We start from the raw sequence: 13,333 nt of genomic DNA, 5'->3' as shown, positions 1-13,333 counted from the left end.
CGGATGAGGGGGCGTCAGGTCAGTGCGGGTCACCCGGCCCGTCGACCAGGGTGGACAGCAGACCCCCGAGCACCTCGCGCTGATCGGCGGTCAGCGGAGCCAGGATCTCCTCCGCGGCGGCCCGGCGCGCGCTGCGCAACGCGCGCAGCGTGGACCGGCCGGTGTCGGTCAGCTCGATCCGCACCACGCGCCGGTTGGCCGGATCCGGTACCCGGCGGACCGCGCCGTTCGCCTCCAGGGCGTCCACCAGGGTCGTCACCGCCCGCGGGACGACCTCCAGCCGCTGGGCGAGGTCCGCCATCCGCGGCGGGGTGTCGCGGTAGTGGTCCACGATCCGCAGCACCCGGGACTGGGCGGGGGTGAAGGCGATGTCCAGGTGCGCCAGGTGGCGCTTCTGCGCGCGGTGCATCCGGCGGGTCAGCCGCACCAGTTGTTCGGCGAGGTTGCTGCTGACCGTCGGCTCAGGGGAGGGCATGCCCCGAGAGTATCAGGACCTGGTTCATTGTGAGTATAGGTAACAATGAGCTAGGCTCAGTGAAGTCCCGCTGTCCCGTACCCCTCGTAGGAGCCCATGCACCGCGACGAACCCCGATGGACCCCGCCCCCCAAGGACCCCGACGCACCGGTCCAGCTCCGGCGGATCCTCACCCTCTTCCGCCCCTACCGCGGCCGGCTCGCCCTCGTCGGGCTGCTCGTCGGCGCCTCCTCCCTGGTCTCCGTGGCCTCGCCGTTCCTCCTGCGCGAGGTCCTCGACGTCGCCATCCCCGGCCGCCGCACCGGACTGCTCACCCTGCTCGCCCTCGGCATGATCGCCACCGCCGTCACCACCAGCGTCTTCGGCGTCCTGCAGACCCTGCTGTCCACCACCGTCGGTCAGCGCGTCATGCACGACCTGCGCACCGCCGTCTACGCCAAGCTCCAGCGGATGCCCCTGGCGTTCTTCACCCGCACCCGCACCGGCGAGGTCCAGTCCCGGATCGCCAACGACATCGGCGGCATGCAGGCCACCGTCACCTCCACCGCCACCTCCCTGGTCTCCAACCTCACCTCGGTCATCGCCACCGTCTGCGCCATGCTCGCCCTCGACTGGCGGCTGACCGTCGTCTCCCTCCTGCTGCTCCCGCTCTTCGTCTGGATCAGCCGCCGGGTCGGCAACGAACGCAAGAAGATCACCACCCAGCGGCAGAAGCAGATGGCAGCGATGTCCGCGATGGTCACCGAATCCCTCTCGGTCAGCGGCATCCTGCTCGGCCGCACCATGGGCCGCGCCGACTCCCTCACGAAGAACTTCGCCGACGAATCCGAGCGCCTGGTCGACCTGGAGGTCCGCGCCAACATGGCCGGCCGCTGGCGGATGGCCACCATCGGCATCGTCATGGCCGCCATGCCCGCCCTCATCTACTGGGCCGCCGGCCTCGTCCTCCAACTGGGCGGACCGGTCTTCTCCATAGGCACCCTGGTCGCCTTCGTCTCCCTCCAGCAGGGCCTGCTGCGCCCGACCGTCTCCCTGCTGTCCACCGGCGTCCAGATGCAGACCTCACTCGCGCTCTTCCAGCGCATCTTCGAATACCTCGACCTGCCGGTCGCCATCACCGAACCCGCCGCCCCGGTCCGCATCCCGGCCCCGCGCGGCGAGATCCGCTTCGAGAACGTGCGGTTTCGCTACGACCCGGACGCCGCGCCCACCCTCGACGGCATCGACCTGACCGTCCCCGCCGGCGGCAGCCTCGCCGTCGTCGGCCCCACCGGCAGCGGCAAGAGCACCCTCAGCTACCTCGTCCCCCGCCTCTACGACGTCACCGAAGGCCGGGTCACCCTCGACGGCACCGACGTCCGCGAACTGGACTTCGACACCCTCGCCCGGGCCGTCGGCGTGGTCTCCCAGGAGACCTACCTCTTCCACGCCTCGGTCGCCGACAACCTGCGCTTCGCCAAGCCCGACGCCACCGACGACGAGATCCACCGCGCCGCCAAGGCCGCCCAGATCCACGACCACATCGCCGCCCTCCCCGACGGCTACGACACCCTCGTCGGCGAGCGCGGCTACCGCTTCTCCGGCGGCGAGAAGCAGCGCCTGGTCATCGCCCGCACCATCCTGCGCGACCCACCGGTGCTCGTCCTCGACGAGGCGACCAGTGCCCTGGACACCCGCACCGAACACGCCGTCCAGCGGGCCATCGACGAACTGTCCGCGGGCCGCACCACCCTCACCATCGCGCACCGCCTCTCCACCGTCCGCGACGCCGACCAGATCGTCGTCCTGGACGCCGGCCGGATCGCCGAACGCGGCACCCACGACGAACTGCTCGCCGCCGACGGCCGTTACGCGGCGCTCGTCCGGCGTGACGCACACCTCACTCCGCCCGGCGAGCAGATCATGGCCGAGAAAGTGACTCATGGGTAACATCCGGGGTGGCGGCGGCCGGTTGACCGGTCGGGGCGGCCGCCGCCCCCACTCCTGCCCTTCCCCGGCCGCCCGTCACAGCGCTGCGAGATCCACCGCCTCGGCCATCGCCCGGTACCCCGCGTCACCGGGATGCTTGTGGTCGCCGCTGTCGAAGTGCGCCGCCAGCGCCTCCGGATCGCCCGGGTCCGCCAGCGCCGCCGCGAAGTCCGCGACCGCGTCGAACTCGCCCGAGGCCCGTATCCAGTCGTTCACCTTCCGCCGCTTCGCCTCCGCGCCCGGCGTGTGGTACTCCGCCCCCTTGAACGGCATGATCGTCCCCCCGACGATCCGCACCCCCGCCGCCCGCGCCGCCGCGATCAACTCGCGGTAACCCGCGATCAGCTCGTCCGCGGACCGGTCCGGGGCCGGCTTGTACGTCGGCAGGTCGACCTCGCTGAACCCGATGTCGTTCAGCCCCACCAGCACCACCACGGAAGCCACCCCCGGCCGGTCCAGCACGTCCCGTCGGAAGCGCCCCACCGCCCGCTCCCCGAACCACGCGGAATCGCTCAGCAGCAGATTCCCGCCGATGCCCTGATTGAGCACCGGCCGCACCCCGCCCTGCCCCGCGAGCCGTTCGGCCAGCGCGTCCGCATAGCGCCCGTTTCCGTCGATCGTCGAACCGAAACCGTCGGTGATCGAGTCCCCGAAGACCACCACCGTGTCCCGCCGCGCCGGCCCGCCGTCCGCCAGCTCCACCGCCGCGAGGAAGTACCACGACACCGTCGTCTCCCCGAACACCGCCGGGTCCGTGGCCGTCAGCCGGCCCCCGGCCGCCCGGTACGCCGTGGCGTACGCCTGGGCGTGGAAGGTCGCGGGACCCGTCGGCCGGGCGAAGTACAGCGACACCGTGAGCGACTCGAACGGCGCCACCGCCACCTCGACGGCGTCACTGCGCACCTCCCCGCCCGCCGGGATCCGGACCCCCGCCGCCCCGCCGAACGTGAGCCGCCGCACCGTCCCCTCCTGCACCCCGGCACCCTCCCCGGTACGGGCCAGGGACGCGCCGGCCACCTCCAGCGGCCCGGTCCCGTACCGGTTCGACAGCACGATCCGCGCCGCCGTACCGGAACCGGTGACCCGCACCACCTGGCGCACCGTCTGCTCCGCGAACCCCTCCAGTGCCCAGTTCTCGTGGAACCCTTCACTGGGACGCTGCACGGAAGCCGCCCAACCCGCCTGCCAGTACGGCGGGTTGCCGTTCCCGTTGCCGTTGCTATTGCCGCTGCTGTTGCCGTCCACGATCTGCTGCATGGTCCGTCGCCTCTCTCTGTCGATCACCCGGTGGCGATGACAGCGAGTCTGCTGGCGGCCGCGCAGCCCACCCAGCCCTCTGGTCTGCGTACGTACGGCATGCCTACGCATGCCAGGGTCAGTCTGCGGAAGCAGCGCCCGGCGCCCCAGCTTGAAGGGGGCCGGGATGTGCGGCGGTTCGGGAGTTTCGCGGCCGGTCCGCGGGTACCCGAGGTGGAGGGGGACCGGCTGGACGCCGGTGGGTCAGTGGGGCGTGGCAGCATCCTGGGCATGACGAGTGCAGGCGTAGGCCGCGGGCTGGACCACTTCCGTGCAGACATGCCCCTCTACACGCTGACCTTCGGGAAAGGCCTGTCCCCGACGGACCTGCTGGCCCGCATGCGGGTCGACCCGGAGACCCTGGCCCTGCGCGATCCCGTGGGCCTCGACGACGAGTTCGGCGACACCCTGCTCGACGAGGACGAGCCGGTGGTGACGACCGGCACCGACGGCGGGTGGTCCTGGGCCTGGGAGCAGGGCGGCAGCCACGGGCTGGACGAGCGGATCCTGCGCGCGGTCTCGCACGGCACGGAGGCCGTCGCCCTGTACTACAACGAGAAGCCGATTCACTGGTTCAAGTACGCGGTGGAGGGCGACATCATCGTCGATTTCCACACCCTTGAGCCGGTCGGCCCGACCGGGGTGGACCCCCGGCGGCTCGATGAGTTCATGAGCCCACTCGGTCTCCTTCCCGGGCAGCCGGCGCCGCCGCACAGCGTCCTGGCTCTCGCGGAGAACGCCTTCGGGCTGCGTGTCACCCCGGCCCGGGACGGCGAAGAGCGCTGGAGCGGCAGCCTGCTGTCCCTGTCCGGGCAGGCGTCGCAGCCGCACTGAGCGTCCGCCCGGCCTCGCGGCGGCGGGGCCCGATGCACGTGCGCCGCCAATACAAGCCGTCCGCACGCCAGTTCACCGTTCGCCACGCCGCCGCGCCCCGTCCGGCCCGCAGCACCGGCCGGTACGGTGGACGTCCGCCACGGGCCTGCCGCCCGTCCTCTCGTTGACGAGAAGTCCGGGCCGCCCGTCCTCTCGGAAAGCGAGAAGTGCGATGAACCAGACAGCAGCCCACCCCCGTCTCGCCGCGGCGGTGGTGGTGCACAACGGCCGCGTGCTGATCGTCCGCCGCAGCTACCGCGAGCGCTTCCTGCCCGGCGCATGGGGCGTCCCCTGCGGCAAGCTGGAAGCGGGGGAGACCCCCGAAGCCGGCGCCCTGCGGGAGCTCAAGGAAGAAACCGGGCTCCTCGGCGCCATCGTCGCCCACACCGGATCCGCCAGCTTCCTCAGCGACTACCAGGGCCGACGGGTGCGCAACCACCAGGAGAACTTCCTCGTCCGGCCGCTGACCCTCGACGTCGTCCTGCCCAGCCCCGACCAGGAACACCGCTGGGCCCGGCCCGCCGAACTCGCCGACGCCGGCGTCGACGCCTACAACCTCGGCGTCATCCGCCAGGTCTTCGGCGGCCGGCTGGACGCCTCCGGACTGCGCACCATGACCGCCCGCTACGGCTACCAGGGCCTCGCCCCCACCCCCTTCACCAGCCCAAAGAGCGTGCCAGCGCGTCGAGTTCGGCAAGATACACGGCCGGTGCGAGGGGAGTCTTGGGCGGCGGACCGGCCCGCCCGGCGAGGCCGCCGCTGACCCCGCCGGCCCGGCCGGGCACCCTGACGTACACATCGGTCACCGAGCGCTGCGGGGCGGTCTCCAGGAATAGCGTCACCGTCGGCTCCTCGCTCACCACCCGGTGCAGCGTACGGGCGTCCAGCCCGTAACTCCGACCCGCCCCGTACCGCTCTGCACAGACCAGCCGGAGCCGGGATTCACCGACCCGCCGCAACCGCCAGGCCCCGCCCGGCCCGTCGATCGTCTCCCGATACACCACCGCCGGCAGCCCCTCCGCCGCCGGCTCGTAACACTCCATCCGCACCTGGCCCCGCACCACCGCCGACGCGATCGCACAACGGTGATTGTGGATGTCCTCCGGCTCGGCGCCCAGCGGACCGGGCCAGAAATGGACCCGCAACATGAACCGCGGCGCACCCGACAACAACACCAGCTTGTCGAAGCCCAGCACATGCCGGTACGACAGCCGCGTGCACTCCGGAAGGTCCACCGCACCGGCGGATAATCGGCGCACCAGCGGACCCAGCACCTCCGGCCGTGCCAGCTCGGCCACCACCGCACGCGCCGACTCGGGCGACGGCGGCCCACCGCCCAACCGGTCCACCAGCAGCCGCCGAACCTCCTCGACCTGCATCTCCGCCTCCCGTCCACCGGCACCGCCCGGCCGCCCGCTGCGCCGCACCGGCACCGCCCGTCGGCACACACCCCGCACCTCACCGGCGTCGGCACCGTCCGCCGGCGCACCACATCCCGCGCTCCACACCGCACCCCGCCCACCCCGCCGGCTTCACGGCCGGTAGGACATCAGCGCATACCGCCGCAGCACCGACAGCCCCTGATACGCCATCCACACCGGATTGCCCATCGGCCCGTCGTCCCAACGCCACACCCCGCCCCGCTGCACGGCCCGCACCCGCGCCACCGCGGCGGCCAGCTGGGCCTCCCACACCGGTAGCCCCACCCCCTCCGCCGCGATCTGCCGCGCCCCGTCCGTCATCAGCGCCCGCGCCACCCACGCCGCCCCGAAATGCCGCACCGACAACAGCTCTTGGTGCAACGGATCGTCCTGGCCCGGCCGCCTCACCTCCTCCTGGCAGTTCGCCAGGTCGCCCGCGCCCGCCCCCGGCAGCGCCGCCCCCGCAAGCAACCAGCGCAGCCCCTCCTCCCGCACCGCACGCTGCCGGGCATCCTCACCCAGCACCCGCGCGGCCCGGTCCAGCGTGACCACCGCCCGCGCCGTGTGCACCGCGGACGGCGCCGGATTGCCCCGGCCCGTCGCCAACGCCGCACCCCAGCACCGGTGATGACCCCTCCCGGGATCGCCCGTGGCGCCGTTGACCAGCACCGCCCGCAGCCCGCCCAGTGACGCCGAACCCGGCGCGGCCCGTAACAGCCCCCGCAGCACATTCGTCACCACGTAGGTGTTCGCCAGGCCGAAGGCATCGTGATCCGGATCCAGCAGCGCCTCGCACGAATGGATCTCGGCCTCCAGCAGCCGGGGGTCCGCACCCGCCCGGGCCAGCGCCCCCAGCACCACCGCGGTCACCTCCGGACGCGCCCCGCTGCCCTGCGAACGCGCCGCCCAGCCACCCCCCGGAAGCCGCAGCCGCCACAACGTCTCGGCCACCTCACCCGCGCGTATCCGCCCGTCGTACGGCGCGATGTCCAGCAGCAGATGCAGCCCGTACGCCGTGCCGAACGCCGTCGGATGCACCGGCGGTTCGCTCTCCGCCAGGGAATGCGGCCAGCCCGTCAACGGCCCGTGCCCGGGCACCTCGATCACCGACAGCCCGCGCCGCAACGCCTCGTACGCACCGTCCATCAACTCCGGCAGCGAACCCGCCGGCGACGCCACCGGCCCCGGCGCCGGCACCCCCGCACCCGCCGCGGCCGCGGCCCGGGCCCGCACCAGCGCCGCCGACAGCCACACCACCGCCCCCACGCCCACCCCGGCCGTCGCCGCCAGGCAGTACCGCGCCGCCTCACCGGCCAGGCCCTGCGGCAGCAGCCCCACCAAGGTCTGGAACACCGCGAAGGCCGCCGCCGGCACCCCGAGCCGCGCCAGCCAGGTCAGCAACCGGGACGGAGCCGACGGCGGCCCGGCGGACGAAGACGGCGGCCCCGGAACCGGCGCCGGCCCGCCGCCCCCGGCCACGCCGGAACGCCGTGCGCCGACCTCCTGACGCAGCATGGTCCGCTCCCTCCCCCCGGGCGCCGGCCCCCGCACCGAGCGTGCGAAAGACATCCCGATCAGTGTAGGAATCCCCACTGACAACGGGGTCGCACACCTGTCGCAGTCGCCCTCCGGCCACCCGCCGGACCCGCCCCTCAGCCCCCGCCCGCGTCACCGTCCCCGGCCGCCTCCACCAGGACCACCTCCAGCGTCCGCGGACCGTGCACCCCCTCCACCCGGTCCAACTCGATGTCACTGGTGGCCGAAGGCCCGGAAATCCACGTCAGCGGACGCCCCGGGACCAGCCGCGGCAGCGCCTCGGGCACCGACCCGACCACCTGCCCGGGCACCCGGACCACGCAGACATGGTGATCGGGAACCAGCGTGATCCGCCGTCTTCCCTGGTCAGGCCCGGCATCCAGGACGAGCGTGCCGGTCTCCGCGATCGCCACCGCGCACCCCGTCACCACACTGTCCACCGCGTCCAGTTCCCGCGCCGTCTGCTCCGCACGGTCCTCGACCACCTCCGCCGCCACCTCGGCCAGCCACCCCGGCTCCAGCCCCCGCGGCACCACCACCCGCCGCGCCCCCCGCTCCGCCAGCAGCCGGCCGATCAGCGCCGGCAGTCCGCCAAGATCGCTGCGGTGCACCGACGCCCGGTAATCCGCCAGGTTCTCGGCCAGCAGATCGACCGTCTCCGCGGCCGTACGGGACCCGTGCACCCGCCGGTAGTCCCGCACCAACGGCGGCTCACCCGCACCACCCGGCGCGCCCTCCCGCGGCCCCTCCGCGAGCGCCCGCCGCACACGCGCCAACACCACGTCCCTGCTGCTCATTCGGCGTCTCCCTCTCCACGGGACGGCTGCCCGGACGACCCGCCACGCGTACGCCGCCACCAGTCACGGAACGACTCCGGCGGCACCGCCGGGAGATCACGGGTCTGCGACCACGCCCGCCCCGGCCCCGGCAACCGCCGCGGGTGCAGGCCCCGCGTCCGCGCCGCCAGCCGCATCCCGCGGCGCAGTACCCCCGGGTGATCGAACGCCCAGGCCGCCGCCCGCATCGCCGCCCGCTCCGCGGCATGTCCTTTGGCCGGTTTCAGTACCACCCGCGCCCCGTCCCGGACGCCCGGACCGCCCTCCACCACCCGCTCGCGCAGGTGCACCAGCACCTCCGGGATGTCGATGGCGACCGGACACACCTCGTAACACGCCCCGCACAGCGACGACGCATACGGCAGCGACTCCTCCAAGGGGCCGGTCAGACCGCGCAGTTGAGGAGTGAGGATGGCGCCGATCGGACCCGGGTACGGCGACCCGTAGGCATGCCCGCCGGCCCGCTCGTACACCGGGCACACATTGAGACACGCCGAACAACGGATACAGCGCAGCGCCTGACGCCCGACCGTATCGGCCAGCGTGTCCGTCCGCCCGTTGTCCAGCAGCACCAGATGGAACGTCCGCGGCCCGTCCCCGTCCACCGTCCCCGTCCACGTCGAGGTGTACGGATTCATCCGCTCCGCGGTGGACGAGCGCGGCAGCAACTGCAGGAAGATCTCCAGATCCTGCCAGGTCGGCACCACCTTCTCGATGCCCACGACCGAGATCAGGGTCTCCGGCAGGGTCAGACACATCCGCCCGTTGCCCTCCGACTCCACCACCACCAGCGTGCCGGTCTCGGCCACCATGAAGTTCGCCCCGGAGATCCCGACCTTCGCGGTCAGGAACTTCTCCCGCAGATGCAGCCGCGCCGCCTCCGCCAGCTCCGCGGGCGCATCGGACAGCCCCTCCGGCGCCGGACGGCCCCAACGCCCCATCTCCCGCCGGAAGATGTCGCGGATCTCCGCACGGTTGCGATGGATCGCCGGCACCAGGATGTGCGACGGCAGATCCGCCCCGAGCTGCACGATCAACTCCGCCAGATCCGTCTCGTACGCCCGGATCCCGGCCTGCTCCAACGCCTCGTTGAGCCCGATCTCCTGCGTCGCCATCGACTTGACCTTGACGACCTCCCGCTCCCCGGTCGCCCGCACCAGCTCCGTGACGATCCGGTTGGCCTCCGCCGCATCGGCCGCCCAGTGCACCCGGCCGCCGGCCGCGACGACCGCCGCCTCCAACTGCTCCAGATAGCGGTCGAGATGCCGCAGCGTCCGGTCCTTCACCGCGGCCCCCGCGGCCCGCAACTGCGCCCAGTCGTCCAGCTCCGCCACGGCCCTGGCCCGCTTGTCACGGATGGTGTGCGTGGCGTGCGTGAGGTTCGCGCGCAACTGCCCGTCCCGCGTGGAGACGGCCGCGGCCCGCGGAAAGGCCGGCATGCCCAGGTACGTCCCGCTCATCGCCCGCCGCCTTCCGCCGTGCGCCCACCGTCCCCGGTACCGGCGCTCTCCTCCGTACCGGCCAGGATCTCCGCGATGTGCACCGGCCGGACCGCCGCGCCCTGCCGCGTCAGCATGCCGCCGATGTGCAGCAGACACGAGTTGTCGACCGTGCAGACCGCCTCCGCGCCGGTGCCGAGCACATGCCGCACCTTGTCGGCCCCCATCGCCGCCGAAACCGCCGGGTTCTTCACCGCGAACGTGCCGCCGAAACCGCAGCACTCCTCGGCGCCCGGCAGCTCCCGCAGCTCCAGCCCCTTCACATGCCGCAGCAGCCGCAACGGACGATCGCCCAGCCCCAGCATCCGCAGCCCGTGACAGGTGGGGTGATACGTCACCGCATGCGGGTAGTACGCGCCGACGTCCTCCACCTTCAACACGTCCACCAGGAACTCCGTCAGCTCGTACGTCTTCGGCACCGCCAGCGCCGCCGCCTCCGCGAGCTCCCGGCCGCGGCCCTCGGCGGCCGCCTTCGCCCCGATCCGCGGGTAGTTGTCCCGCACCATCGCCGCACACGAACCGGACGGCGTGACCACGTAGTCGTACTCCCGGAACGCCCGGTGGAAGCGCCGTACGAGCGGCTCGGTCGCATGCCGGTAGCCGGTGTTGAACTGCGGCTGTCCGCAGCAGCTCTGCTCCTCGGGGAAGCCGACCTCCACCCCCAGCCGCTCCAGCAACGTCACCACCGCCCGGCCCGTCCGCGGCTGCAGCAGATCGTTGATACAGGTGACGAACAGTGCTACGCGCACGTTGCCATCTCCTTTCGGCCGCTCCGGCCTCTGGCGGCCATCCGCTTCCGCGGTACATGATCACCTGTCGGCTCATCCTGCCCCAGCAGCCGGCCGAGGAGAAGAACCGGAGCGGAGGACCATGTCGAACGCCGAAACCCTGACCGCGGACCGGGCGCCGGGAGGCGGCCGCCCGGCGTCCCGGCTGCGCCAGCTGGCCGCCGCCTCCATAGGCAACGCCGTCGAGTGGTACGACTGGTACGCGTACTCCTTCCTGGCCGTCTACTTCGCCGACCAGGTCTTCCCCAAGGGCGCCGGCAACTCCCTGGTGCCGCTGCTCTCCACCTTCGCCGTCTTCGCGGTCGGCTTCTTCATGCGGCCGGTGGGCGGCCTGCTGATGGGCGCGGTCGCCGACCGCCGCGGCCGGCGCACCGCACTGACCGTGACCATCCTGCTCATGGGCGGCGGCAGCCTGCTCGTCGCCCTCACCCCCACCTACGCGGCCACCGGCCTCCTCGCACCGGTCGTGCTGGTCCTCGCCCGTCTGGTCCAGGGCCTGTCCGTCGGCGGCGAATTCGCGGCCTCCACGACCTTCCTCGTCGAGTCCGCCGGCCCCGGCCGCCGCGGCCTGTTCTCCAGCTTCCAGTACGTCTCCACGACCCTCGGCCAGCTCCTGGCCTCCGGTACGGCGGCGCTGCTCGCCGGTCTGCTCACCGAACGGCAGATGGGCCAGTGGGGCTGGCGGGTGGCCTTCCTCGGGGGTGCGCTGCTGAGCCTGCTGGGCCTGTGGATCCGCCGCGGCGCCGAGGAAACCCGCAGCGCCGAACAGCAGGCCGCCGACCGCCCCGGCCTCTTCGAGGCGCTCCGCCGCCACCCCCGCCAGTCCCTGCTGATCTGCGGCATCACCGCCGGCGGCACCATCGCCTACTACACCTGGACGACCTACCTCCCCACCTACGCCCAGGTCAACGCGGGCTTCGACAAGGGCGATTCACTCATCGTCGGCACCCTGTCGCTCGCCTTCTTCGCCCTGCTCCAGCCGCTCGGCGGCCTGCTCTCGGACCGCATCGGCCGCAAACCGCTGCTGCTCGGCTTCTCCCTGGGCTTCGCGGTCCTCGCGGTGCCGCTGCTCCACCTGGTCACCGACGCGTTCGTCTCCCTGCTGCTGGTGCAGTGCGCCGGCATGGTGCTGCTCACCGGCTACACCGCGATCGCCGCGGCCGTGAACGCCGAGGTCTTCCCCGCGCGGGTGCGTGCCGCCGGCATCGGCTTCCCGTACTCCCTGACCGTCGCGCTCTTCGGCGGCACCGCCCCGTACGTCGGCACCTGGTTCCAGCAGGCCGGTCACGCGGGCCTCTTCCCCTGGTACGTGTCCGCGCTCTGCCTGGTCTCGTTCGTCGTCTACCTCACGCTTCCGGAAACCTCGCGGGAGAGGCTGGAGCGGTAGGGCGCCGGGCCGGGCGCAGGGTCAGTAGTCGGCGGATGTCGTGTACGGCCGCCCGGCCTGCGCGGTTGGCGCCGATGGTGCTGGCGGAGGGGCCGTAGCCGACGAGGTGCACCCGGGGGTCGCGCAGCGTGCGGGTGCCGGCCATCCGTATGCCGCCGCCCGGCTCGCGCAGTTTCAGCGGGGCGAGGTGGTCGATGGCCGCGCGGAAACCGGTCGCGTAGAGGATCACGTCCGCTGCCACCCGGCGGCCGTCGGCCCAGACCACACCGGTCGGCGTGATCCGTTCGAACACCGGCAGCCGCTCCAGTACGCCGCTCTCCCGGGCCTGCCGGATCGCGTCCGTCATCGGCAGCCCGGTCACGCTCACCACGCTCTGCGGCGGCAGGCCCTGCCGGACCCGCTCCTCGACGAGTGCCACCGCCGCCCGGCCCTCCTCCTCGCCGAAGGGGCCCTCGCGGAAGACCGGCGGCCGCCGCGTCACCCAGGTCGTGGCGGCCGCGACCGGCGCGATCTCCAGCAACTGCTGCACGGCCGAGGTCCCGCCGCCCACCACCACGACCCGCGCGCCACGGAACTGCTCCGGCCCCTCGTACCGGGAACTGTGCAGCTGCCGGCCACCGAACGTCTCCTGCCCGGGGAAGCGCGGCCAGAACGGCCGGTCCCAGGTACCGGTCGCATTGATCAGGGCCCGGCTCGCGTACCGCCCCTCCGACGACTCGACCAGCAGCCGCCCGTCCGCGCCCTCGCGGACCGCCAGGACGCTCACCGGGCGGTGTACCGACAGCCCGAAGGTCTGCTCGTAACTCTCGAAGTACGCGCCGATCACCTCGGAGGACGGCCGCCCCGGATCGGCGCCGCTCAGCTCCATCCCGGGCAGCGCATGCATCCCGTGCACCTTGCCGTACGTCAGCGACGGCCACCGGAACTGCCAGGCACCCCCTGGGCGGGGGGAGTGGTCGAGGACGACGAAGTCCCGGTCGGGCCGGTAGCCCACCCGTTGCAGATGGAAGGCGGCGGCCAGACCGGCCTGGCCGCCGCCGATCACGACGACGTCCGTCTCGACCGCGGGGGTGGTGTCGAGGGCGCCGGGGAAGGCCGTGGGGATGGCGCTGGTGTGGGGGAGGGGGAGGGTGCTGGCGCTGGGTATGGCGCTGCCGCTGTGCTCGGCGAGGGCGCCGGACGCGTCCGGTGTCGGGTCGGGGGCCGCGGCCACCCCGGTGTAGTTCATGTTTCTGCTAACTGGGGGAGGGGGCG

The 13,333-nt window shown here is 72.9% G+C and carries 12 protein-coding genes; 4 read left to right on the top strand and 8 right to left on the bottom strand.

The window, feature by feature from the left end; translation table 11 throughout:
- Positions 1-19 precede the first annotated feature (19 nt).
- Complete coding sequence (locus tag AB0E02_RS12940; RefSeq protein WP_362138258.1) at positions 20-475, bottom strand: MarR family transcriptional regulator; 456 nt, start codon at positions 473-475, stop codon at positions 20-22.
- 96 nt (positions 476-571) lie between these two features.
- Here AB0E02_RS12940 and AB0E02_RS12935 point away from each other — a divergent pair, with 96 nt between their 5' ends.
- Positions 572-2,404, top strand: a complete 1,833-nt coding sequence (locus AB0E02_RS12935) for an ABC transporter ATP-binding protein (RefSeq protein ID WP_362138255.1) — start codon at positions 572-574, stop codon at positions 2,402-2,404.
- Between the two features lie 75 nt (positions 2,405-2,479).
- On the opposite strand, the gene AB0E02_RS12930 is transcribed toward AB0E02_RS12935, so the two are convergent.
- Positions 2,480-3,700, bottom strand: coding sequence for an SGNH/GDSL hydrolase family protein (locus AB0E02_RS12930; protein WP_362138254.1), 1,221 nt, complete (start codon positions 3,698-3,700; stop codon positions 2,480-2,482).
- Positions 3,701-3,970: 270 nt separating this feature from the next.
- Here AB0E02_RS12930 and AB0E02_RS12925 point away from each other — a divergent pair, with 270 nt between their 5' ends.
- Positions 3,971-4,573 (top strand): DUF6461 domain-containing protein, encoded by a 603-nt coding sequence (locus AB0E02_RS12925; RefSeq protein ID WP_362138252.1) that lies wholly within the window; start codon positions 3,971-3,973, stop codon positions 4,571-4,573.
- 211 nt (positions 4,574-4,784) lie between these two features.
- On the top strand, positions 4,785-5,375 hold the full coding sequence (locus tag AB0E02_RS12920) for an NUDIX hydrolase (RefSeq protein ID WP_362138250.1): 591 nt from the start codon (positions 4,785-4,787) through the stop codon (positions 5,373-5,375).
- Here AB0E02_RS12920 and AB0E02_RS12915 read toward each other — a convergent pair.
- From AB0E02_RS12915 to AB0E02_RS12895, 5 genes are all read right to left on the bottom strand, one after another.
- Positions 5,269-5,991: a hypothetical protein gene (locus AB0E02_RS12915; RefSeq protein ID WP_362138248.1), complete on the bottom strand. Its 723-nt coding sequence runs from the start codon at positions 5,989-5,991 to the stop codon at positions 5,269-5,271. The genes AB0E02_RS12920 and AB0E02_RS12915 overlap by 107 nt on opposite strands.
- Before the next feature lie 153 nt (positions 5,992-6,144).
- A complete protein-coding gene (locus AB0E02_RS12910) occupies positions 6,145-7,548 on the bottom strand; it encodes a hypothetical protein (RefSeq protein WP_362138247.1) in 1,404 nt (467 codons plus the stop codon).
- Between the two features lie 137 nt (positions 7,549-7,685).
- The gene (locus AB0E02_RS12905; RefSeq protein WP_362138243.1) at positions 7,686-8,366 is read right to left on the bottom strand and encodes an LUD domain-containing protein; all 681 of its coding nucleotides are present in this window, start codon (positions 8,364-8,366) and stop codon (positions 7,686-7,688) included.
- Positions 8,363-9,865 (bottom strand): lactate utilization protein B, encoded by a 1,503-nt coding sequence (locus tag AB0E02_RS12900; protein WP_362138241.1) that lies wholly within the window; start codon positions 9,863-9,865, stop codon positions 8,363-8,365. Before AB0E02_RS12900 ends, AB0E02_RS12905 begins: the two co-directional genes overlap by 4 nt.
- A complete protein-coding gene (locus AB0E02_RS12895; protein WP_362138239.1) occupies positions 9,862-10,653 on the bottom strand; it encodes a (Fe-S)-binding protein in 792 nt (263 codons plus the stop codon). The genes AB0E02_RS12900 and AB0E02_RS12895 overlap by 4 nt, the downstream gene beginning before the upstream one ends.
- Before the next feature lie 121 nt (positions 10,654-10,774).
- Between AB0E02_RS12895 and AB0E02_RS12890 the strand changes: the two genes are divergently transcribed.
- Positions 10,775-12,079, top strand: coding sequence for an MFS transporter (locus AB0E02_RS12890; protein ID WP_362138237.1), 1,305 nt, complete (start codon positions 10,775-10,777; stop codon positions 12,077-12,079).
- Here the strand turns inward: AB0E02_RS12890 and AB0E02_RS12885 are convergent.
- Entirely contained in the window at positions 12,039-13,307 is a 1,269-nt protein-coding gene (locus AB0E02_RS12885) for an NAD(P)-binding domain-containing protein (protein WP_362138235.1), read from the bottom strand. The two genes, AB0E02_RS12890 and AB0E02_RS12885, sit on opposite strands and share 41 nt — an antisense overlap.
- Between the last annotated feature and the right edge of the window lie 26 nt (positions 13,308-13,333).

This window comes from Streptomyces sp. NPDC048196, assembly GCF_040652715.1.
In the GTDB taxonomy this organism is placed as follows: Bacteria; Actinomycetota; Actinomycetes; order Streptomycetales; family Streptomycetaceae; genus Streptomyces; species Streptomyces siderophoricus.
The sequence above is the reverse complement of the archived record's forward strand: the minus strand, read 5'-3'. Positions and strand labels throughout refer to the sequence as shown.